Source organism: Arthrobacter sp. MMS24-S77 (assembly GCF_054888235.1).
Genome location: NZ_JBTZRN010000001.1, coordinates 1557908 through 1578752, shown reverse-complemented (window position 1 = coordinate 1578752; position 20845 = coordinate 1557908). Strand labels below are relative to the sequence as shown.

20 protein-coding genes, 1 tRNA gene and 1 pseudogene are annotated in these 20845 nt (G+C 63.7%); 5 read left to right on the top strand and 17 right to left on the bottom strand.

What is annotated here, in order from left to right:
* The first annotated feature begins 152 nt into the window (after positions 1–152).
* From ACX5I4_RS07185 to ACX5I4_RS07170, 4 genes are read left to right on the top strand one after another with little or no spacing between them, the layout of a single operon-like run.
* Complete coding sequence (locus ACX5I4_RS07185) at positions 153–1319, top strand: sensor histidine kinase (protein ID WP_461836073.1); 1167 nt, start codon at positions 153–155, stop codon at positions 1317–1319.
* A 15-nt stretch (positions 1320–1334) separates the two neighbouring features.
* The gene (locus ACX5I4_RS07180) at positions 1335–2054 is read left to right on the top strand and encodes a LytR/AlgR family response regulator transcription factor (protein ID WP_461836072.1); all 720 of its coding nucleotides are present in this window, start codon (positions 1335–1337) and stop codon (positions 2052–2054) included.
* Entirely contained in the window at positions 2051–2413 is a 363-nt protein-coding gene (locus ACX5I4_RS07175) for a DUF485 domain-containing protein (RefSeq protein WP_461836071.1), read from the top strand. Before ACX5I4_RS07180 ends, ACX5I4_RS07175 begins: the two co-directional genes overlap by 4 nt.
* A complete protein-coding gene (locus ACX5I4_RS07170) occupies positions 2410–3885 on the top strand; it encodes a sodium/solute symporter (protein WP_461836070.1) in 1476 nt (491 codons plus the stop codon). The genes ACX5I4_RS07175 and ACX5I4_RS07170 overlap by 4 nt, the downstream gene beginning before the upstream one ends.
* Positions 3886–3967: 82 nt before the next feature.
* Here the strand turns inward: ACX5I4_RS07170 and ACX5I4_RS07165 are convergent, their stop codons facing one another.
* From ACX5I4_RS07165 to rpsB, 6 genes and pseudogenes are all read right to left on the bottom strand, one after another.
* Entirely contained in the window at positions 3968–4552 is a 585-nt protein-coding gene (locus ACX5I4_RS07165) for a DivIVA domain-containing protein (RefSeq protein ID WP_461836069.1), read from the bottom strand.
* Positions 4553–4573: 21 nt separating this feature from the next.
* Complete coding sequence (locus ACX5I4_RS07160) at positions 4574–5497, bottom strand: phosphatidate cytidylyltransferase (RefSeq protein ID WP_461836068.1); 924 nt, start codon at positions 5495–5497, stop codon at positions 4574–4576.
* Positions 5497–6053: pseudogene (gene frr, locus ACX5I4_RS07155) on the bottom strand (ribosome recycling factor). The gene ACX5I4_RS07160 and the pseudogene frr overlap by 1 nt, the downstream one beginning before the upstream one ends.
* A gap of 102 nt (positions 6054–6155) precedes the next feature.
* Positions 6156–6893, bottom strand: a complete 738-nt coding sequence (gene pyrH / locus ACX5I4_RS07150; protein WP_265978470.1) for a UMP kinase — start codon at positions 6891–6893, stop codon at positions 6156–6158.
* Between the two features lie 143 nt (positions 6894–7036).
* A complete protein-coding gene (gene tsf, locus ACX5I4_RS07145; RefSeq protein WP_184735951.1) occupies positions 7037–7873 on the bottom strand; it encodes a translation elongation factor Ts in 837 nt (278 codons plus the stop codon).
* 121 nt (positions 7874–7994) lie between these two features.
* Positions 7995–8858 (bottom strand): 30S ribosomal protein S2, encoded by an 864-nt coding sequence (rpsB, locus tag ACX5I4_RS07140; protein ID WP_461836067.1) that lies wholly within the window; start codon positions 8856–8858, stop codon positions 7995–7997.
* Positions 8859–9292: 434 nt separating this feature from the next.
* On the opposite strand from rpsB, the gene ACX5I4_RS07135 reads away from it, so the two are divergent.
* Positions 9293–9820: a M23 family metallopeptidase gene (locus ACX5I4_RS07135; protein WP_461836066.1), complete on the top strand. Its 528-nt coding sequence runs from the start codon at positions 9293–9295 to the stop codon at positions 9818–9820.
* Here the strand turns inward: ACX5I4_RS07135 and ACX5I4_RS07130 are convergent.
* From ACX5I4_RS07130 to ACX5I4_RS07080, 11 genes are all read right to left on the bottom strand, one after another.
* Positions 9817–11007, bottom strand: coding sequence for an acyl-CoA dehydrogenase family protein (locus ACX5I4_RS07130; RefSeq protein ID WP_461836065.1), 1191 nt, complete (start codon positions 11005–11007; stop codon positions 9817–9819). The genes ACX5I4_RS07135 and ACX5I4_RS07130 overlap by 4 nt on opposite strands.
* An 88-nt stretch (positions 11008–11095) precedes the next feature.
* Positions 11096–12031 carry a polyphosphate kinase 2 gene (ppk2, locus tag ACX5I4_RS07125; protein ID WP_461836064.1) on the bottom strand — a complete coding sequence of 312 codons (936 nt, stop codon included), beginning with the start codon at positions 12029–12031 and terminating at the stop codon, positions 11096–11098.
* 106 nt (positions 12032–12137) lie between these two features.
* Entirely contained in the window at positions 12138–12545 is a 408-nt protein-coding gene (locus ACX5I4_RS07120; protein ID WP_461838669.1) for a SulP family inorganic anion transporter, read from the bottom strand.
* 393 nt (positions 12546–12938) lie between these two features.
* The gene (locus ACX5I4_RS07115) at positions 12939–14093 is read right to left on the bottom strand and encodes a hypothetical protein (protein WP_461836063.1); all 1155 of its coding nucleotides are present in this window, start codon (positions 14091–14093) and stop codon (positions 12939–12941) included.
* The gene (locus ACX5I4_RS07110) at positions 14093–15541 is read right to left on the bottom strand and encodes a hypothetical protein (protein WP_461836062.1); all 1449 of its coding nucleotides are present in this window, start codon (positions 15539–15541) and stop codon (positions 14093–14095) included. Before ACX5I4_RS07110 ends, ACX5I4_RS07115 begins: the two co-directional genes overlap by 1 nt.
* Positions 15542–15565: 24 nt before the next feature.
* Complete coding sequence (locus ACX5I4_RS07105; RefSeq protein WP_461836061.1) at positions 15566–17023, bottom strand: glycogen synthase; 1458 nt, start codon at positions 17021–17023, stop codon at positions 15566–15568.
* Positions 17024–17208: 185 nt separating this feature from the next.
* Positions 17209–17643: an EAL domain-containing protein gene (locus ACX5I4_RS07100; RefSeq protein ID WP_461836060.1), complete on the bottom strand. Its 435-nt coding sequence runs from the start codon at positions 17641–17643 to the stop codon at positions 17209–17211.
* Positions 17644–17797: 154 nt separating this feature from the next.
* Positions 17798–17871: transfer RNA gene (locus ACX5I4_RS07095), tRNA-Ile, on the bottom strand.
* A gap of 109 nt (positions 17872–17980) precedes the next feature.
* Positions 17981–19177, bottom strand: coding sequence for a glycosyltransferase (locus ACX5I4_RS07090; RefSeq protein WP_461836059.1), 1197 nt, complete (start codon positions 19175–19177; stop codon positions 17981–17983).
* A 110-nt stretch (positions 19178–19287) separates the two neighbouring features.
* Positions 19288–20193 carry a DMT family transporter gene (locus tag ACX5I4_RS07085; protein WP_461836058.1) on the bottom strand — a complete coding sequence of 302 codons (906 nt, stop codon included), beginning with the start codon at positions 20191–20193 and terminating at the stop codon, positions 19288–19290.
* Positions 20193–20816 carry a CDP-alcohol phosphatidyltransferase family protein gene (locus tag ACX5I4_RS07080; protein ID WP_461836057.1) on the bottom strand — a complete coding sequence of 208 codons (624 nt, stop codon included), beginning with the start codon at positions 20814–20816 and terminating at the stop codon, positions 20193–20195. The genes ACX5I4_RS07085 and ACX5I4_RS07080 overlap by 1 nt, the downstream gene beginning before the upstream one ends.
* Between the last annotated feature and the right edge of the window lie 29 nt (positions 20817–20845).

Below are 20845 nucleotides of genomic sequence, written 5' to 3'. Positions count from 1 at the left end.
GTTGTGAATGTCTACATCGACCACACACTCCTAGCCAATGTGACTGGAATCACTATTCACCGGGCAGCTGCACCACTTCCAGATCCGCAGGCACAGGCATCGCCCAGTGGACACGTTGCTGCGCCGAACGGCGGATTCGCTACTCTTGCTCCATGCCGGATTCCCCGCTCGTCACCACCGCCGCGATCGCCGTCATCGTGCTCGCCGTGGCGATCGTCGTCGGGGTGGGCCTCAAGGTGATCCGTTCCTTCCGCGAGCTGGGCACGGACGCCGAGAGGGCCACCTACCAAACCTTGCACGCGGCGTCGCGCGCCGGGCAGCACCTGCGCACCGGACTCCACGCGGCGGGAGCGGGCAAGGCGAGCAAGCAACTGCGTTCCCTGCTTGGCTGCGACTCCCTGGCCATCACGGACACCGAGTCGGTCCTGGCCTGGGACGGCGCAGCGGAAGAACTGAAAGCCGCCTTGATGGGGCTCGCCGCGGGAGTGCTCTCCGACGGGAGGACGGTAGTTGTGTCCGCATCACGCGAGCTGAACGCCGTGATCGCGCCGATCCGGGCCGGGAACCGCGTGGTGGGGGCCGTTGCCGCCTTCGCACCGCAAGCCGGGGCGGGGCTGGTCCGGGCTACCAGTGAACTGGCGGACTGGGTGGCCGTGCAGGTGGAACTGGCCGAGCTGGATGCTTCCCGTACCTTGCTCATGGAGGCCGAAGTCCGGGCCCTCCGCGCGCAGATCAGCCCTCATTTCATCTACAACTCACTCAACGCCATCGCCTCGTTCATCAACACCGATCCGGCAAGGGCCAGGGAGCTCGTGGTCGAGTTCGCGGACTTTACCCGGTACTCCTTCCGGCGACATGGCGACTTCACCACACTGGCCGAGGAACTTCGGAGCATCGACCGCTATCTGCTGTTGGAGAAGGCGCGCTTCGGGGACCGGGTGCAGGTGAGCCTCAGGATCGCGCCGGAAGTCCTGAGCACGGTGATTCCCTTCCTGAGCCTGCAGCCGCTCGTGGAAAACGCGGTGCGCCACGGGATTGAAGCGAAGGAAGGACCGGGTCACATCACTATCTGCGCCAATGATTCCGGAGCCTTCGCAGAGGTCACCATCGAGGACGACGGCGTGGGCATCGATCCCGAACACCTGCGCTCCGTGCTGGCCGGCCACGCCGACGGCGACCATGTTGGACTACGAAACGTCGATGCCCGCCTCCGGCAGGTCTACGGCGACGACCACGGCCTGGTCATCGAGACCGCGCCGGGCGAAGGCACGTTGATCACCATGCGCGTGCCGAAGTCCCAGCCGAGCCATGATGCCTGAGGCTAATCTATAACCATGATCAACGTACTCGTCGCCGACGACGAGCTCCCCGCCGTTGAAGAGCTCGCCTTCCTGCTGGGAAAGGACGAGCGCATCGGTACCATCCACCGGGCGGCCTCCGGCGCCGAAGCCCTCCACGCCCTCGAAGCCGAGGCCGTGGACGCTGTCTTCCTGGACATCCATATGCCAGCGGTTTCCGGCCTGGACATCGCCCGCGCCATCTCGCACAGCGCCCGCCCTCCCGCCGTCGTCTTCGTCACCGCCGACGAGGACTGTGCGCTCGAGGCATTCGAACTGGCCGCCGTCGACTATCTGCTGAAGCCGGTGCGAGCCGAGCGCCTCGCCCGGTCCATCAGCCGCATCAGCGAACTCATCAAGGACGGAAGCAAGGTCCCGGAGATGATCACGGTCGACCAAGGCGGGACCACGCGCATGATCCGGCGCGACGACGTCAGCTACGTCCAGGCACAGGGCGACTACGCCCGGTTGCACACCGCGGAGGCGAGCTACTTGATCCGGGTGCCGCTGAGCGACCTCGAACAGCAATGGGCAGAAGCCGGATTCATCCGCATCCACCGCTCCTACCTGATGTCCCTCAATCACGTGGGGCACATGAAACTGGCCGCGGCACGCCCCAGCGTCACGGTGGCCGGGGCCGAACTGCCAATCAGCCGCAGGCATCTTCCTTCAGTGCGGGACAAGCTCGAGGCCACCCGGATCCGGCCACAAGGATGACCCGGGTCCGGGTCACCGCCCCGCAGTCGGCAGCCAGGGTAGCGCCCACGCGCCCGTACCATTCGCGCGAGGCGGCCGAAGACTCGGACGTCGGACAGGTCTTCGTCCGGTCCCTGATCCGTTCGCAGTTGCGCCTTGCAGTGGTGGTGGCTTCAGGGTTCCTTCTGGTGCTGGCCGCCTACGGGCTCATGGTGGCGCTGGTCCCGGACCTCGCACAAATGCGGATTCTCGGGATCCCCGTCAATTGGATCATCCTCGGAGTGGCGCTCTACCCGGTGATCGGGTTGAGTGCGTGGCTGTACAACCGATCAGCGGCAAGGAACGAAGCCCGCTACCGCGATCTCGTGGAGGAGAAGTGAATCCTGCAGTCGGCCTGGCGGCCTTTGTGGGGGTGGCACTCGCGACGGCGGCAATCGGCTTCTACGGGCTGCGCATTTCGCGGACCACGGGCGACTTCTACGTGGCATCCCGCACTGTGCGGCCCTGGTGGAACGCCTCGGCGATCGGCGGTGAATACCTGTCCGCGGCGAGCTTCCTGGGTGTCGCGGGGCTGATCTTGTTGACCGGAACAGACGCCCTCTGGTTCCCGGTAGGCTACACCGCCGGCTACCTCATGCTGCTGCTGTTCGTCGCGGCTCCCTTGCGCCGGTCAGGCGCCTACACGATCCCGGATTTCACGGAAGCCAGGCTCGAGTCCAAAGCCGTCCGCCGCGTCACGAGCCTCGCGGTGGTGGCTGTTGGATGGCTCTACATCGTGCCGCAGCTACACGGCGCCGGGCTGACCATCCGGATCAGCACGGGTTTGCCCTCATGGGTGGGCTCCATCGCCGTCATCGTGGTGGTCTGCCTGACTGTGGTGGCCGGTGGCATGCGCTCCATCACCTTCGTGCAGGCATTCCAGTACTGGCTCAAACTGACGGCTTTGGCTGTCCCGGTAGTGTTCCTGTTGATGCACCAGGCCGACGGCGGCACACCAGCCATGGCGGAGGCATCCAGCAATCCCACGGGCCTTCCTGCGGCAGGGCTCTACCAGACGGTCTCGCTCCTAGTGGCACTGCTCTTCGGAACACTTGGACTCCCGCACGTCCTGGTCCGCTTCTATACCAACCCGGACGGCCAATCGGCACGCCGGACAACCCTCATTGTGTTGGGGCTGCTGTCCGTTTTCTATCTGTTCCCGACAGCGTCCGGCCTGCTGGGCCGGGTCTTCGCACCCGAGCTTGCGCGCAACGGACAGCCCGACGCCTTGGTCCTCCTGCTGCCCGGAAAACTGCTGGGTGGTGTGCCCGGCGATCTGCTCTCGGCATTGGTCGTGGCTGGGGCGTTCGCGGCATTCCTCTCGACGACGTCAGGACTAGTGGTTTCGCTCGCTGGCGTCATCAGCCAGGACCTTCTGGGTGGAAGCGTGCGGGGATTCCGGCTCGCCGCACTCCTGGCCGCCGTCGTGCCTTTGGCTTTTGCGTTCACCACGGATTCGACAGCCTTGGCCGGCAGCGTGGGGCTGGTCTTCGCCTTCACGGCGTCCACCATCTGTCCCGTCCTCCTGCTGGGCATTTGGTGGCGTGGCCTGACCGACGCCGGCGCGATTTCCGGCATGGTGACAGGGGCTGTCCTCTGCGGGGGTGCGCTGGTGGCGACCACGGTCATGGGTTCGTCCGTCGCCCCCGGATGGCTTGCCCAGCCTGCGGCGTGGACCGTGCCGGCCGCATTTGGCGTGATGGTGCTGGTCTCGCGCGCAACGAAACACCGGATTCCCGGGACGGTGACGCGGCTGATGACCCGGCTTCACGTCCCGGAACGCCCGCTGGCCACCGAACGTCAGCTCCGCTGAAGGAACGCCGCTGAAGGAACGCCAGCGCCGCTGAAGGAACGCAGCCGAAGGAACGCCGGCTTCCGAGCTTTACTGGTCGAAGCTAGTCGATCGCCGCCATGAGTTCCACAACCCGGTCCAGGAACGCATCAACCTGGGCCTCTTCGTAGCCATCGTGCCCTCTCGCCTCGGAGAACGCGGCGCGGCGGACATTGTCGACGCTTAGCGGTTTGTCATTCTCCAGGTAACCGATCAGGGAAACGCACAAGGCATCGACCTCGGCGATGTTGTAGCTGCGCGTCCGCTTCTTCTCCGGCCGGCGGAAACGTTCGCCATCAGGTCGGTGCAGACGGCCTCGCAACACTCCGGAGAGTTTGCCGATCTTCAACAGCCAAGCTTCCTCACCTTCGGCCGCTATCAGCTCGTCACGTTCCCGGCGGGCGAACGCATCTTCGAGGCGGTCCAAGGCAGCGTCCACGGCGGTGGCGTCGTAGCCGCCCTTGACGGGATCGAAAGAAACGGCGCGGACATCGTTGCTGCCGACTTTCTCCGATGCCTCGGCCCTGTTTTCAAACGACATCCGGGCGCGCTGGAAGAACTGGTCTACTTGCTTGGCGTTGTAGCCGTACTTGCTACGCTCCACGCGCTCAAATGCTGCGGGGATCTGGCGACGAATGTCCACTGCCACTGCTTTCCTTCTGGGTGGTTGTCAGGCGCCGCTCAACAGCGCGAAAAGAATAAATGCTGCCGGAGCCGCGAAGACAATCGAGTCGAGGCGGTCCATGACCCCGCCATGTCCGGGCAGGATGCTGCTCATGTCCTTGACGCCAAGTTCCCGTTTGACCATGGATTCCGCGAGGTCACCTGCGGTAGCCGCGGCCACCATGCCGACGGCCAGCACCACGCCGACCCACCAGGGCCTCCCCAGAACGAAAACGCTGGCCAGGATCCCGATCACCATGGCACCTGCCACCGAGCCTCCGAAGCCTTCCCAGGACTTTTTGGGGCTGATCTTGGGAGCCATCGGGTGCTTGCCGAACAGCGCGCCGACAAGGTATCCAAAAGTGTCGTTGGACACCACCAGCAACAGCATGACGGCAATCTGCCAGGCACCTGCCGGAACCTGTCCAGCGGGCCAGGGTCCCGCCGTCGTCGCTCCCCCGCTGGCGTGGAGGGGCAAGATGGCAAAGCTGATCAGGAAGGGCACCCAGGCAAGGGTGAAAATTCCGGCAAAGACGCTACGGGGAGCGCCGGCGGCGCTTTCAAGGGAGCGCCAGAGGAGGACGGCCGCGCTGCTGAGCACCATGGCGAAGAGCAGGCTCTCGGCGCCGCCGAAGTAAGCCGCCAGCGGCATCGCCACAGTGCCGGTCATCACCGGGATGATCGGCATCCGGGTTCCCTGGCCTTCGAGGGCGCGGAAAATCTCCCACACGCCAAGAACCGCAAATGCGGTGGTCAGGAGGACGAAGCCCAGCGGCAGGAACAGCAGCCCGCCGAGAACGGCAAAGAGCATGGCAAGCCCGACGCCGATGGCGGCCGGAAGATTCCTTCCCGCCTTAGGCGTCGGGTTGCCTCGTTGGCGCCTGGCGCGTGTGGGAACTCCCTGCGCGGGCGCCGGCTCAGCCTCGCTCATCAGACCTCGAGCAGCTCGGCTTCCTTGCGCTTGAGGAGCTCGTCGATGCCGTCGACATGGGCCTTGGTGATGGCGTCGAGTTCCTTTCCCCACGTGCGCCCTCGTCTTCGCCGGCTTCGCCGTCCTTGACGAGTTTGTCCAAGGAGTCCTTGGCCTTGCGTCGGATGCTTCGGATGGTGACCTTTGCGTCCTCACCCTTGCCCTTGACGATCTTGACGTATTCCTTGCGGCGTTCCTGGGTCAGCTCCGGGATGGTGATCCGGATGACGTTGCCATCGTTGGACGGGTTCGCGCCCACCTCGGAGTCGCTCAGGGCCCTTTCGATGTCGCGCATCGCGGTCTTGTCGTAAGGGGTGATGAGGATGGTCCTGGCGTCCGGAATGGCGAAAGAAGCCAGCTGCTGCAGCGGCGTGGGGGTGCCGTAGTATTCCACGATCACCTTGCTGTAAAGCCCAGGGTTGGCACGACCGGTACGGATCGTCGCGAAATCCTCTTTGGCTACCTCGACCGCCTTGTCCATCTTTTCGCCGGCTTCGAGCAAGGTTTCCTCGATCATGGTTTCTCCTCAGAAATAGTCGCGCCCCGTTCCACGGGCCGCGATGCACAGTAAATTTCCGCCCCTGCGGGCGGAAGAGTCCTAGAAATATCCTAGCCCTTGCTAGGGAGTGACCAGGGTGCCAAGCTTTTCGCCGAGGATGGCCCGGGTGACGTTCCCTTCGCCTTCCATGCCGAAGACCACCATGGACAAATCGTTGTCCTTGCACATGGTCATGGCTGTCTGGTCCATGACGCGGATGTCACGGCGCAGGGCCTCGTCGTAGCTGAGCTTTTCAAGCTTCTCAGCGGTGGGATCCTTCTTGGGATCTGCGGTGTACACGCCATCTACCCCGCTCTTCGCCATCAGGACGACGTCGGCATGCACTTCGAGAGCACGCTGGGCGGCAACAGTGTCTGTGGAGAAATATGGAAGTCCGGCGCCCGCGCCGAAGATGACCACGCGGCCCTTCTCCATGTGGCGGATGGCGCGGCGCGGAATGTAGGCCTCGGCCACCTGGCCCATGGTGATGGCGCTCTGGACGCGGGTCTCGACGCCCGCTTGCTCCAGGAAGTCCTGTAGTGCCAGGCAGTTCATCACGGTGCCGAGCATGCCCATGTAGTCGGCGCGGGAGCGGTCCATGCCGCTCTGGGACAGTTCGGCGCCGCGGAAGAAGTTGCCGCCACCGACCACGATTGCCACCTCGACTTCGGAAACGGCTGCGGCGATCTGCTTGGCGATAGCGCGGACGGTCTCCGGGTCTACACCGAGCTTTCCGCCGCCGATGACCTCGCCGGACAGCTTCAGCAGCACTCGGCGGCGGGTCTTTCCGGGCTGGATTGCAGTGTTCTCGGTTTCCATGGTGCCTTCCCGTTTGTGGACTCTGGCTAGATTATCTTGCTGGGGGCCGGGCAGAAAGCTGCCGACTGTAGATGCGCTCGGCGCGCCTGCCATTGCATGCAAAAGGGGCGGCCACCGCAGTGACCACCCCTTTTGAAGTCTTACTAGTTTCCGACGCGGAAACGAGCGACTGCGGTTGCCTTGACGCCGGCCTCTTCGAGAACCTGGGCAACGGTCTTCTTGGAGTCCTTGGCGAATGCCTGGTCCAGGAGAACCTCACCCTTGTAGAAGCCCGTCACGCGGCCTTCCACGATCTTGGTGAGAGCGGCTTCCGGCTTGCCTTCAGCCTTGGCGGTCTCTTCCGCGATGCGGCGCTCGGACTCGACCAGTTCGGCCGGGACGTCTTCGCGGCTCAGGTAGTTCGGAGCCATGGCTGCAACGTGGACGGCAACGTCGTGAGCTGCGGTAGCAGCGGCGTCGCCCTCGCCCTCAACGGCGAACAGGACGCCGACCTGGGCCGGGAGGTCCTTGGAGGTCTTGTGCAGGTAAGCGTCAACCGTGCCGCCTTCAATGCGGGCGATGCGGCGGACGACGACCTTCTCGCCGAGGACTGCGCCTTCTTCGACGACAACCTCCGAAAGGGGCTTGCCGTCGACGTCGATGGCCAGCAGGGTCTCGAGGTCGGCAGCGCCGGACTCGACAGCGACGGCCAGGACCTTGTCGGCCAGCTGGATGAACTTGTCAGCCTTGGCGACGAAGTCGGTCTCGCAGTTGACCTCGATCATTACGCCAACACCGTCGGTGACCTTGGCTGCAACCAGGCCCTCGGCGGTGGAGCGGCCTTCACGCTTGGTAGCGCCCTTGAGGCCCTTGATGCGGATGATCTCGATGGCCTTCTCGGCGTCGCCATTGGCCTCGTCAAGAGCCTTCTTGACGTCCATCATGCCGGCGCCGGTGCGCTCGCGCAGGGCCTTGATGTCAGCAGCAGTGTAGTTCGCCATGTGAACCCCTCTGTCTAGAAATTTATGTGTTTACGGACTGACAGGACAGCAGCCCACCTTGTGGGCCGCCATCCTGTCAGTAACTCCCCGCACCGATATCCGGTGCAGGAAAGGTCCGGATTTACTTGTCTGCTTCGGCTTCGCCAGCAGCAGCTTCGGTGGCCTCGACGGCCGGGGCTTCAGCAGCTTCCGCAGCCGGAGCTTCAGCAGCTTCGGCCTTGCTGCCTTCGAGGAGTTCGCGCTCCCACTCAGCCAGCGGCTCTTCCGGAGCCTCTGCAGCACCAGTTGCGCGCTGGTTGCGGGCGATGAGGCCCTCGGCAACAGCGTCAGCAACCACGCGGGTCAGCAGGTTTACGGAGCGGATGGCGTCGTCGTTACCCGGGATCGGGAAATCAACTTCGTCGGGGTCGCAGTTGGTGTCCAGGATGGCAACAACCGGGATGTTCAGCTTCTTGGCTTCGTCAACAGCAAGGTGTTCCTTCTTCGTGTCAACAACCCACAGAACGGAAGGAGCCTTGGTCAGGTTGCGGATACCACCGAGGTTGGTTTCCAGCTTGGTGAGTTCACGCTTGAGGAGCAGGAGCTCCTTCTTGGTGTAACCGGAGCCTGCGACGTCCTCGAAGTTGATCTCTTCGAGTTCCTTCATGCGCTGGATGCGCTTGGCAACGGTCTGGAAGTTGGTGAGCATACCGCCCAACCAGCGCTGGTTGACGTACGGCTGGCCAACGCGGGTAGCCTGCTCAGCAATTGCTTCCTGGGCCTGCTTCTTGGTGCCGACGAACAGGACGGTGCCGCCGTGGGCGACAGTGGCCTTGACGAACTCGAAAGCGCGGTCGATGTAGGACAGCGACTGCTGAAGGTCAATGATGTAGATGCCGTTGCGCTCCGTGAAGATGAATCGCTTCATCTTCGGGTTCCAACGACGGGTCTGGTGTCCAAAGTGGACGCCGCTGTCAAGCAGCTGGCGCATAGTTACGACGGGCATGCCGACGCTCCTTCCGGCAGGTCATTCATGAGAGCGCCACACGGGCCGCTCTTACCCTGCCAATAGTTGACGGTTAATTAGCCGAACCCAAACGGGCCCTGGCTCCTGGCATCCATTGCACTTCTCATCCGGCCAATGACTCGCCGGACCGCAAGAGGCACAATCCTCCGCAGCGTTGAATCCGCAAGGATTCGCAGTTGGAGGGTTGGATACGCGTAGTCAGCCTGGAGCCCCCGCGCAACTGAATGAGAAGCGCTTCTGAACAAGCGTGAGGGCACAGCAAACTGCTCCACCAAGTGTACTACAGCGCCCCCACCCTCTTGACCGCAATTGCACGAGGTCCAGGTTCCAGGTTCCGGCGTTATTTCGTCAGGTTTTCCACATAGTCAATCTTGCGGCTTTCGAGACTCACCGGGCTGACGAAGGCTTGTTCCATGAGAACGGCAAGTCTTTTGGTCAATCTACTCTTGGTGCTGGCTTTGGGCGCGACCCCCACCGCCGCCGCCCCGGGTTCCGAAAAAGCCGCCGCCAGTACCCGCCCGGACTGGGCGTGGCCGCTCTCCCCCAAGCCTGCCGTCCTGCGTGGTTTCGACCCTCCGGACAAACCCTGGCTAAGCGGGCACCGCGGCGTTGATCTGCGAGCAGCCAACGACGGCGCCCCGGTCACCGCCCCCGCCGACGGCACCGTGAGCTTCGTAGGCGTCGTGGTGGACAGGCCGGTGATAGCGATCGACCACGGCGGCGGGCTCCGCAGCAGCTTTGAACCCGTGAGGAGCGAACTCAAGGAGGGCGCTACCGTGATCAAGGGCCAAGCAATCGGCATGGTCAAGACCGGTCACTGCTCCGAATCACCTTGCATCCACTGGGGCGTGCGGCGCGGGGAGGACTACGTCAACCCGCTTGCCTTTGTCACCAATCTCCGCCCATCCGTGTTGCTGCCACTAGACACTGATAACCACTAGACGATGGCGGAAATCCCCGTGATGGCCCGCCCCGCGACGAGGGTGTTGATTTCGTGGGTGCCTTCGTAGGAGTAGATCGCCTCGGCGTCGGCGAAGATCTTGGCCATCTCATAATCCGTGACAATGCCGTTGCCCCCCAAGACGCCTCGGCCCAAGGCCACGCTTTCGCGCATGCGGGCCGTGGTGAAGGCTTTCGCCAGCGCAGATTGCTCGTCCTTGGCCACTCCGGCATCCTCGAGCTGAGCGAGCCGGACCATCATGCCCATGGAGCTGACCGTGTTGCCGAGGATCTGCACCAGCTGTTGCTGGACCAATTGGAACGAAGCCAGGGGCCGCCCAAATTGGAGACGCTCCAGCGCGTAGCGGCGGGCGACGTCGAACGCCGCAAGCTGCTGCCCCACCGCCTGCCAGGCCACGGAGAGACGCGTGACTTTGAGGACCTTGTTGGTATCCCTGAAGCTGTTGGCATTGGCAAGCTTGAAGAAGTCCGGAACCACAACATTTTCGAGGGTGATATCGGCGTTCTGAACTGTCCGCAGCGAAATTTTGTTCTCGATCTTGGTGGCTTTGAATCCCGGCAGGCTCGTGTCCACCATGAAGCCCTTGACCTGATTGTCGGCGAGGTCACGGGCAAAGACCACCACCCAGTCGGAGAACGTGGCATTGCCGATCCAGCGCTTGGCTCCGTTGATGATCCAGTTGTCGCCCTCGCGGCGCGCAGTTGTCCGGGTGCCGCCTGCGACGTCCGAACCGCCCAATGGCTCAGTGAGTCCAAAGGCGCCGATCTTCTTGAGGGAGTAAATGTCAGGTAACCAGGCGTCCTGCTGTTCCGGGGATGCCAGAGCCTCGATGGAACCAGTGAACAAGCCGTCGTGGACGCCCATGAATGTGGCAATTGAAGCATCCGCGCGGGTTGCCTCCGCGTGGACAAGGCCTGCGAACACGTTGGAATAGCCTTGCCGCCTCACCGGGCTCACCAAGTCGATCTCAGCCAGCTTGGGGATCAGTTCCATGGGGAACTCCCCACGGTTCCAGCAATCGACGGCAATCGGCTTGACCTCGCGGGAGAGGAAGGCCCGAATCTCGGCCAGCCGGTCTTGCTCCTTGCTTGTTAGCAGTTGCTCAAATCCATAGAAGTCGCCATCGGCGTACGGGAGGTTCTCGAGGTCGATTGCTGCCTTGGACATGGCACTCCTTTGCGTAAGTTACTGGTGAGTAACATATCGCAGACGAAGGGCTCCTGCAAGGTTCAGACCCGTTGACCGGATTCCAAGTTCAGTCGCCGACAGCGATCCGGCCTCGGCGCACGATCAGCGGGTCCGGGTCGTGGACCACCGCGGTGTTTTTGCCGTCGTAGTCGAACTGGTTGAGGAAGTAGCGCATGGCGTTGATGCGTCCGCGCTTCTTGTCGTTGGATTTGATGGTGATCCAGGGCGCGTGGTCCGTGTCGGTGCGGAGGAAGGTTTGTTCCTTTGCCTCGGTGTAGGCCTCCCACCGGTCGAGGGAGGCAAGGTCCACGGGCGAGAGTTTCCAGCGCCGGACGGGGTCGATCTGGCGGATGGCAAAGCGGGTGCGCTGCTCGTGCCGGGTCACCGAAAACCAGAACTTGTCCAGGTGGATCCCGGAATCCACCAGCATCTTCTCGAACAAGGGTGCCTGCGCCATGAAGGCCTGGTATTCCTCGTCGGTGCAGAATCCCATGACGCGTTCGACGTTGGCGCGGTTGTACCAGGAGCGGTCGAACATCACGATTTCACCTGCCGTGGGCAGGTGCTGGATGTATCGCTGGAAATACCACTGGCCCTGTTCACGGTCCGAGGGCTTGCCCAGCGCGACGGTTCGGGCGGAGCGGGGGTCGAGGTGCTCGGTGAAGCGCTTGATCGTCCCGCCTTTGCCGGCCGCGTCGCGGCCCTCAAAGACGATCACGTTCTTGTAACCGCGGTCCTGGCCCCAGTACTGGAACTTGAGCAGTTCGATCTGCAGGAGGTATTTCTCCGCCTCGTATGCGTCGCGGGTCATCCGTTCGTCGTAAGGGTAGTCCTCCCGCCACGTCTCCACAGCTGAGCCGCCGGGGTCGATAAGCTCGGGGTCCTCGCCCTGGCCGCCGCGGACCGTGTATCCCAGCCCGACGAGGCGGTCGATGGCGTGGCGAAGATTGTCCCTGACCCACCACGGGTCCTCGGGGGTCCACGTGTTCTCTGCCTCCACCATCCGGGCCTCCTCGTGGCGCCGCGAAGTGTCGCCGGCAGTCTAACAGGACAATAGGCATCCCGGGCAGGTCATTTTCGGCCGGGCATGCCTGCCTGACATCCCGCGGTCAAGTCCGCCCTGGGTCATCCGCGGCCGGAACCGGTCCCGCCCGGAGGAAAAGGTTGATGACCGGGTAGCCGAGCCGGATGGGCTTCGACAACAGTCCAATGAGGATTCCCAGCCTCAGGGCCGACCCGAACAGCAAAATGCCGCCGATCAGTATGGCCAGGAGACCTGCCAGCGCAACGGATTTCTGCTCGTTATCCGCGGCCAGGGGAACCAATGCTGCAACGATCATCGGCGCGAGCGCAGAATCCGGCCCCAACACCAGCACACGCGACGGCCCGACCGCGGCGTAGACAATCAGCGGCACTACCGTTGCGTACAGACCGGTCACCGGTGGAAGACCGGCGGCCTGGGCATACGCCATGCCCGCGGGGACCAAGATCGCGAAAAGGGCGGCGCCAGCCGCCAGGTCGTGGCGCAGCCACTCGATCCTGTAGCCACGCAGGGCTGGCGGGACCGCCCAGAATGGAATCTTTCCGGATCAGCGCATATTCCGATCATGTCCCATCATGCCCCTGCTAGCCATCCATAATCGGACGAACCCAGGGCCACAGCCGGTCTGCGTCTGAGGGATCAGCTGCGGCCAAGATCAATGGCGTAGCCGGAGGCCGGGGGCCGTCTTCCGGGCTTTGCGGTACAGACGGGCACGGGGCCCACCTCGCGCGCGGACACAGGAACGAGGCGCCTCGAGTTGCTCTGGAAGGCTCTAGACGTCCTGCTCGAGTCCCTCTCGTCCAGGGTTTTTGCCGGCTGGCGGTTCAAGGCGGCTGGAGCCGCCGACGGCGTCGGGAACTGGCTACGATCAGGTTGGCGTGATGGCGGCGGCGGCGTGGTCGAGTTCGCCATGGCAGCGGGCGAGCCACGCTTCGCCCCAGAAGAAGTTGCAGCTGGTCTGGGCTTGGAGGAGATGGCGGAGGGCCAACTCAAGGCCGGGGTTGGACGGGTCGGCCCGGTTGGCGGCGGCATGAAGTTGTCCGCTGACCTGCTGGACACGCGCGAGGGCGTCGCGCTGGGCGCGGCTGCCGGTCCACTGTGTGAAGCCGCTGCCGTCGTGCCAACCGGTGTTCCAGGCCCCGTCGCGCACTCGTACTTCGCCGTAGGGCGGGTGGCGGTCGAGGTGGTCGGCTATGAAGGTGGGGGCGACCCCGCCAGCCGTGCCGCTGCGGGCCCGTTCGAGGAAGGGCTGGTAAAAGGCAGTCCAGAAGCTGGAGCCGGCGGTCGTGTTTCTGAACCATCCGCCGTTGTCGCCGTCAGTGGCGGTAGTGACCAGGGGCGTAAAGTCGCAGTGGCGGGTGCGGGCTTTGACCTCGCGAATGAACCAGTCGGAGTCCATCCCGGACTGCTGTGCGTCCGAGAGTTCCCGGTCGCGCACGACCACGGTGATCTGGGCGCCACCGTGGCGGGCGATATGCGTTCGGTAGCGCAGTTCGTCCCAGCGCATCGGGTCGACCGCCTCGACGTGGTTGGAGTCGACGAGCACGTAACGGTAGCCCATTGCCTGCAGGAGGGGGATGAGCTCCATAGTGAAGCCCATCTCGGGCGGCCAGAACCCACCCATGTGGGGGCGGGCGAAGAGCCGTTCGCCCGCCTGGCGCCACGCTTGGAGCTGGTCGGGCCAGTCGTGGGCGGGTATGAGGGGCAGGACAGGGTGGTGGTAGCCAGTGGCGAGGATGTCGATAATGGCGGTGTTCTGCAAGTGCCAAAGCAGCGATCCGCAGTCCACGATCCCATACACGCGGGACTGGAAGGCCGGATCCGCGAGGGTCTCCAGTAGGGCGCCTGAGATCGACAGGTGGACCCGGCCGATGTCCTCATATGGCCACAGGGACCTTGGGATGCGGTCGAGGGCGTAGAGGATCTCTCGGGCTGCCCACGGGTCGGCGTCGAGCAGGTTCTCGAGGTTGCCGGCGGGCTGGTGCAGGTTGAGCACCAGCGCGAAGTCGATCCGCCCGGCCATTAGGCGGCCTCGCAGGCTTCGATGGCGCGGCGGGCGAGCTCGGCGCCATAGTCGGTCCAGATGCCCTGACCCCAGTAGCGGTAGCAGCTGGTCTCACACGCCAGCAGGTAAAACAGCGCCCGGCGGTAGGCGGGATCGCTGCTGGGCACCCCGGCGGTGAGGAATCGCTGGTTGAAAAGGGCGCTGGCCCGCTGCATCGGGGCAAGGACGCTGTCATAGCCTGACACCCAGGAGACGTTGTTGGTCCAACTGCCGCCGTCCATGTGGAACCTGCCGTCCTTACCGGAGAGCTCCTCGATCACTTCTTCGAGCCGCCCGGGTCCCTCGCCCGGGTCGAGCCGCTCCCATACCCGGTGCTGCCCCGCCGGCTGGATCGGCGGCAGGTCCGCCGGGTCGACACCGAGGGCGGTGAGGGCTTCGAGATACTCCGAAACGTTCAAAGCGGGGCTGGACGAGCCGGAGGACTCGGCGATGACATCAAAGTATTTGGGGGGAAACTCGTTCATCATGACTCCCCCGTTCTCGCCGTCCGCGATCTGGGTCACCAGCGGCGGGACCGTCCGGCCGGCCAACTGCACGGATGCGAGATTCTTGGCCTCGTAGTAGGGCTGCATCTGGCCGACCAGCTTGGTGTCGCTGCCTTGTGTTTTGACGATCGCGGTGATCGAGGCGGTCTCACCCCTGGAGCTGGTGCAGGTGAGCCGATGCGGCAGGTGCGGGCGGTCTATTGGACTGCCGTCGGGGCGTTCGACGGTGTGCTCTTGGACCAGGACCCAGCTATAGCCGCACTCAACTAGTGTGCGCACGAATTCATATGCGACATCGGGCTGGTTCGGCAGAGCCATCTCGGCCGGGGAGAAACCCCGAACTCTCCTAAGCGCCTCGGTGCCGAAGATGGCGGCGAAGTGGTGCTGCCAGGCGCGCACATGCAGGCGGAAGTCCTGGATGGGGGTGGAGGGGGCCACTGCGTGCCCCCAGGTCGATCCCAGCCACTCAACCGCACCGCGCCAGGGGTCTTCGCAGGTGATCCGGGCCAGCGCGTCGAACACGTCATTGAGGCCCATCTGGCGCATACCGTGCAGCAGGGTGCCTGAGTAGTCCAGCATCACACGGGGTGCCAGTCCGCGCTCCAGGAGTTGCGGGATGAACTCGCCCATCCGCTTGTAGCACCATGCGAAGGCCGGGGCGTTGTGATTGTCGCCCTGGCCCGGGTGGTCCATCATCCACGCAAGGTTCGAGATCACCGCCGCGTTTTGCAGGTCCTGCCCGCCGGCGGGTATCAACGGTTGGTGCATGTGCAACGCCACGGCGAAGCCGCTGCCCAGCCGGGCAAGGTCCATCTCGTTGAACGCTCGCTGTTCCCGGCCGGCTGCGATCGCCTGGGCGATCATGGTCTCCTCCCCGCAGATATTCGGCAGGCCATCCACGTACTCGTCCATGATGTCCATCGGCTTCCTTCCCCCGGGGTCGGGCTACTTGTGGCGGATGTGGTCGTAGATGTTGAGATAGTCCTGGCCCGGGCCGGCCCAGGAGTAGTCGCTGCGCATCGCGTTGAGCATCAGCTGGCGGAACTCGCCGGGGAAGTCGAACCACAGCCCGAACGCCCGTTCCAGCGCCGACTCGATGGCCGTGTTGTCGGTCTGGTGGAACACGTATCCGTTGCGCTGCCAGCCCGGACGGTCCGAGAAGTCCCGGTCGAAGACCGTGTCGACCATGCCGCCCACCGCCCGCACCACCGGAATGGTCCCGTAGCGCATGGCAATCATAGGGGTCAGCCCGCACGGCTCGAACATGGACGGCACCACCACCATGTCCGCCCCTGCGTAAATCAGGTGCGCCAGTTCCTCGCTGTAACCGATCTCCAGGTGGCAGTCCGGGTTGTCGTTGAGGTAGTGCTTGAGATGCCGGAAGTGTCCGTTGATCCCGTTGTGCAGGCCGTCACCCAAGAGCACGAACTGTGCCCCCCTCTGGAGGGCGTAGAACAGGGCGTGATGCACCAGGTGCATCCCCTTCTGGTCGTCGAGGCGTCCTACATAGGCGACGATCGGGCTGAAGGTGTCCCGCATCCAGAGCCGTTCCCGCAGCCGTCTCTTCGCCTCATACTTGCCCTCCATCCGCTCCGCCGAATAATGGGCGGGGAGGAAAGGGTCGATCTCGGGGTTCCAGGTCTCGTAGTCCACCCCGTTGAGCACCCCGCCGAACTTGACCTGATGTGTCGACAAGGTTTGTCCCAGCCCGTCCCCGCCGTCGCCGTGGCGCGCCTCCTCGGCATGGTTAGGTGAGACCGTGGTAGTGAAGTTCGAATAGACCACCCCGCCCTTCATTAGATTCACCGCCCCGAACCGATGGTCGTCACCGAGGCGGACACGGTCCAGGAAATAGTCGGGCCGGCCCAGCTGCGTGCTCCAAAGCTCTTGGGGGCCGGTCAGACCCTGGTGGCGAAAGTTGTGGATGGTGTAGCACACCCGCTGGTCGGGCATCACATGCCCGTACTGCTCATACAAGAGGACCGGGATCAGTCCGGTCTGCCAGTCGTGGCAGTGGATCACGTCAGGGCGTTTCCCCACCTTGTACAGGTATTCCATGGCGGCCTTGGAGAAGAACGTGAAGCGGTCCACGTCGTCGGGGTAGCCGTACATGAGCTCCCGGTCGAAGAATCCTTCGCCCGAGTGCGGCTCGATGAAAAAGCACTTCCGCCCATGCACGTAGCCGAACCACACGGTGCAACGGACTGCAGCCCCGTGCCACGGCACCCATAGGTCGTGGTAGTCGATCGTCAACCCCCACACGTCGTCATACCGCATGCCCGCATACTTGGGCAGCACGATCTCCACCTCGTGCCCCCGGATCTCCAGCTCCCTGCTTAGCCCGAAAACCACATCGCCCAGACCGCCGGCCTTGGCCACCGGCGCGCACTCGCTCGCCACCATCACTACATACATGCCACACCCCCGCCGTGATCCAGCCGCCCTCCACGCCACGTGCAAACGGGGCGTGGAGCGGTCGGCGTCCTTCTACTGTGAACCGTACCGCGCGCCGGGCAGCGGGTGCCCGTCAGGACCCCGTCCGTAGCTGCCCTGCCCCAAGGCTTCCACTGCCGTTAACTTCACCCCCATTAAGTTTCATCGCCATCGCCATTACGTTTCACCGCCATTAAGAACGATGTTGAAGGGGCTGTCGCGGATTCCGCGTTCACCGCGATCTTCAGCGGCGTTCCCGCATCTGCCCACGACCGCGCCTGCGCACAGGCCAGGTCAATGACCCAGGCGCCGATGCTAAGGATCTCTCCGGTGTGTTCAGCCACGGGGACGAATTCCGCCGGCGGGACCCTCCCGAGTTCGACGTCGGTCCAGAGCAACAGCGCCTCGACGCCGTGGTCCACGCCGGTGGCCAGGTCCCGGAGCGGCTGATAATTCAAGGTCAACGCGCCGTCCAGAAGAGCATGTGGAAGCCGGCAGCGGATGAGCGCATCCCGAACGAAAGACGACGGCGCCCGGCCGCGGCCGATCCGGCCGACACGGCGCTTGCCGGCGAATTTAGCGTGGAGCATCACACCATGAACATCAGCTAGCGTCCCGGCAACGCGACCGTGTACACGACATCGCCAGAGTGTGTTTGAAGCGTTTCCGGTGGGTGGCTACCTTAGAACTCCAAAATGAAAGAGCCCCTGATCTGCGTTTCCGCAGCTCAAGGGCTCTTTTCGGTAGGGCTACTCGGACTTGAACCGAGGACCTTAGGATTATGAGTCCCGCGCTCTAACCAGCTGAGCTATAGCCCCGAGTCGGCCGGGGGCCGCTCATGTCAGCGCCCGTCCCGGCCAAAACACTCTAGCAAAACAATTCGGCCCTCGATGCCAACCCGAAGCCAAACCGTAAGCCACGTGCCTTTTAGACCACCTTGTCGTCATAGGAAGCGCCGCGGTACAGGTCCTCGAAGGTCTGCAGGGTGCCCTGGATGCTGTGCGGCTCCACCATTGCGCGGCTCGCCTTGCCCATGGCTTCTAGTTCGCCAGCCGGCAGGCGGAAGAGCTCGGTGATCCGGGCCGCCAACTCGCTGCTGTCCCCAGGCGTGAACAGATGCCCATTCTCGCCTTCGCGCACCAGATGCGGCAGGGCCATCGCATTGGCGAGGAGAACCGGCGTCGACGCCGACATTGCCTCAAGGGTCACGAGGGACTGCAGTTCGGCAGTTCCGGGCATGCAGAACAGGTCGGCGCGAATGTAGGCCTTCCTCAGGTCCTCATCGCTGGCCAAGCCCAGGAACTTGACCCGCTCCCCCAAACCAAGCCGCTTGGCCTGCGCTTCCAGAGCGGCGCGGACCTCGCCGCCGCCCACGATCTCGAGATGCACCTTGAGCTCGGCAGGCGTCTTGGAGATGGCGTCGATCAGCACGTCCACGTGTTTTTCTTCAGCAAGGCGGCCTACGAAGAGAACGGTGGGGTTGGCATGAGGCTCGATTTCTTCCCCCGGCTGCAACTCGTAGGCGGCGGCGTCAATACCGTTGGAGAGCGGCAGGACCTTGCGGAGGAACGCGTGCTGGTGCATTGCCTTGGCGGCAAGCGGTGTGGGCGTCGTGACGACGTCGGCCAGGCCCATGACCTTGCCCATGTCTTTCCACGAGACGCGCCCGATGATGTCCTTGAACCACTGTGGGAACGGGAGGAACGGGTTCAGGTTTTCGGGCATGAAGTGGTTGGTGGCTATGATTCGGATGCCGCGCTTCTTTGCCTCGTACAGAACGTGCTCCCCGATCATGTAGTGGCTCTGGATGTGCACGACGTCGGGCCGCACCCTGTCGAAGAGCAGCGCAATGTCTTTCTTGATTTCCCATGGGTAGGAAATCCGGAAGTACTCGTGAGTAAAGACCCCGTGGGACTTCAGGCGGTGCACGGTGGCTTCATCCCCGAATTCGGTGAAGCTCTTGCCGTTGTCCGCCCGGCAGGCCAGCACGTGCACGTCGTGCCCCCGTGCCTTCATGCCTTTGGCAAGCCGGTACCCGAACTGAGCAGCACCGTTGACCTGCGGGCGGTATGTGTCCGCCGCAATCAGGATGGTGAGGGGTTTGTTGGTTTCGGGAATGGTCACGTGGAGAACTCCTGATTGTCACGGTGCGAACATCGCAAGGTATCTGGCCCTACGACGTCTTCGCCGGTTGCCTGCCGCGGGTGTGCGGGGCACGGTTGTCGAGCGTTGCCCTAGGCCTTCCGGCTTGCTGCCGCCTTCGCGTCACGTTTTCGCTTGGTGACCTCGGGATGGTGCCGGCTCAGGGCAATAACCCCCACGATAGCAAGGGAAGCGGCCACAGCCATGGCGATTGCGAGCACGGCGTGGACATCGGGACGAAGCTCACCCAAAATGGCGATCCCAATGGCGATCCCGACAATGGGGTCGATCACAGTGAGCCCTGCGATCACCAGATCTGGTGGGCCGCCGGAGTACGCGCTCTGCACGAACCAGGAGCCGAGTCCGCCGGCCGCGGCGATGGCCACCACCGTGTACCACTGGACGTTGAGCAGAAAGTGCCCGTTGGGATCCAGAAGGTGCCGGCCAATGATGCGTGTCAGTACTGCGACGAATCCGAACAACACACCGGCACCCAGGATGTATACAAAGGCGCTCATGCGGTGCCGGAACATGACAGCCAAAGTTCCAAAGAGCCCGACGGCGAGCGCCAGCAGGAGCACGATGGTTATTTCGTCTTCGCCAGTGACGTGGTGGTTCTCCTGGGTGGCATTGACCGCCAGCAGGACGAACAGTGCCGAGCCCGTCACGCACGCCGAGATCGCCACCACGGTGCCGCGGTTGATGCTGAGGCCTTGATCCTTGGCGTTGACCACCGTGGTGATCACCAAAGCGATGGCACCAATGGGCTGAACCACGGTCAGGGGAGCTGACACCAAGGCAATGGCGTTCATGCCCATGCCCAAGGCAAGCAACAGCAGGCCCAACATCCACCGTGGATTCCTGAGAAGTCTCAAGAATCCTTTGGAACTCAAGGCGAGTCCACCGGTATCGGCCTTAACCGCGCTGCCCTGGCGCTGGGCACCAATGGCAAGGCAGAAGGCGCCAAGCACCGCAAGAAGGACTGCAAACCAGACCATCAGCTACGACCGCCGTCGTTGGCTTTGAGCTCTTTGCCCTTGCGGAGGATGGCCCAGAAATAGTTGTAGGCAGCCACCCAGTGGCCCGCAAGGCCCAAACCCAGGCAGACCCAAGCGATCACGAAGTAAACACCGGTGAAGGGAATCGATAGCTTGGAGAGGACCAGAAGCGGCGTGCCTAGGAGCAGGAATGCCGTCCGGATTTTGCCGATCCGGCTCACCGGAAGGTCAGGGTGGCTGTGGAAATAGAACAACGAGGCTGTGGCAAGCACGACGTCGGGCACCACGAGGGCGGCCAAGTACCACCAGGCCACCACTCCAGCGATGGCGAGAGTGACAGCGACAGTGATGAGTGCCAGGCGGTCCGCCACCGGATCGAGGATACGGCCCAGCTTGGAGGCTTGGTTGTAGCGGCGGGCGACGTAACCATCGACCCAGTCAGTGCCGCCCATGATGGCAAGAACCAACACAGCGAAACCGTATTCCCTCTGCCACAGGACCAGCCACACAAACAGCGGAACGCCCATGAAGCGCAGGACGGTCAGGAAATTGGGGACGGTGAAGATGAGATCGTGGTCGATCTGCGGCTGGCCCGGCCGCGCGCCTGCACCGATGAACTTCATCTGTCCCCCTTTCCATAGTCCGCGGCTGA

Coding starts and splice junctions, on each gene's coding strand:
- ACX5I4_RS07185 (WP_461836073.1), top strand. CDS start 153: ATGCCGGATTCCCCGCTCGTCACCACCGCCGCGATCGCCGTCATCGTG.
- ACX5I4_RS07180 (WP_461836072.1), top strand. CDS start 1,335: ATGATCAACGTACTCGTCGCCGACGACGAGCTCCCCGCCGTTGAAGAG.
- ACX5I4_RS07175 (WP_461836071.1), top strand. CDS start 2,051: ATGACCCGGGTCCGGGTCACCGCCCCGCAGTCGGCAGCCAGGGTAGCG.
- ACX5I4_RS07160 (WP_461836068.1), bottom strand. CDS start 5,497: ATGAGCGAGGCTGAGCCGGCGCCCGCGCAGGGAGTTCCCACACGCGCC.
- pyrH (WP_265978470.1), bottom strand. CDS start 6,893: ATGGAAACCGAGAACACTGCAATCCAGCCCGGAAAGACCCGCCGCCGA.
- tsf (WP_184735951.1), bottom strand. CDS start 7,873: ATGGCGAACTACACTGCTGCTGACATCAAGGCCCTGCGCGAGCGCACC.
- rpsB (WP_461836067.1), bottom strand. CDS start 8,858: ATGCCCGTCGTAACTATGCGCCAGCTGCTTGACAGCGGCGTCCACTTT.
- ACX5I4_RS07135 (WP_461836066.1), top strand. CDS start 9,293: ATGAGAACGGCAAGTCTTTTGGTCAATCTACTCTTGGTGCTGGCTTTG.
- ACX5I4_RS07130 (WP_461836065.1), bottom strand. CDS start 11,007: ATGTCCAAGGCAGCAATCGACCTCGAGAACCTCCCGTACGCCGATGGC.
- ppk2 (WP_461836064.1), bottom strand. CDS start 12,031: ATGGTGGAGGCAGAGAACACGTGGACCCCCGAGGACCCGTGGTGGGTC.
- ACX5I4_RS07115 (WP_461836063.1), bottom strand. CDS start 14,093: ATGGCCGGGCGGATCGACTTCGCGCTGGTGCTCAACCTGCACCAGCCC.
- ACX5I4_RS07110 (WP_461836062.1), bottom strand. CDS start 15,541: ATGGACATCATGGACGAGTACGTGGATGGCCTGCCGAATATCTGCGGG.
- ACX5I4_RS07105 (WP_461836061.1), bottom strand. CDS start 17,023: ATGGTGGCGAGCGAGTGCGCGCCGGTGGCCAAGGCCGGCGGTCTGGGC.
- ACX5I4_RS07100 (WP_461836060.1), bottom strand. CDS start 17,643: ATGCTCCACGCTAAATTCGCCGGCAAGCGCCGTGTCGGCCGGATCGGC.
- ACX5I4_RS07085 (WP_461836058.1), bottom strand. CDS start 20,193: ATGGTCTGGTTTGCAGTCCTTCTTGCGGTGCTTGGCGCCTTCTGCCTT.
- ACX5I4_RS07080 (WP_461836057.1), bottom strand. CDS start 20,816: ATGAAGTTCATCGGTGCAGGCGCGCGGCCGGGCCAGCCGCAGATCGAC.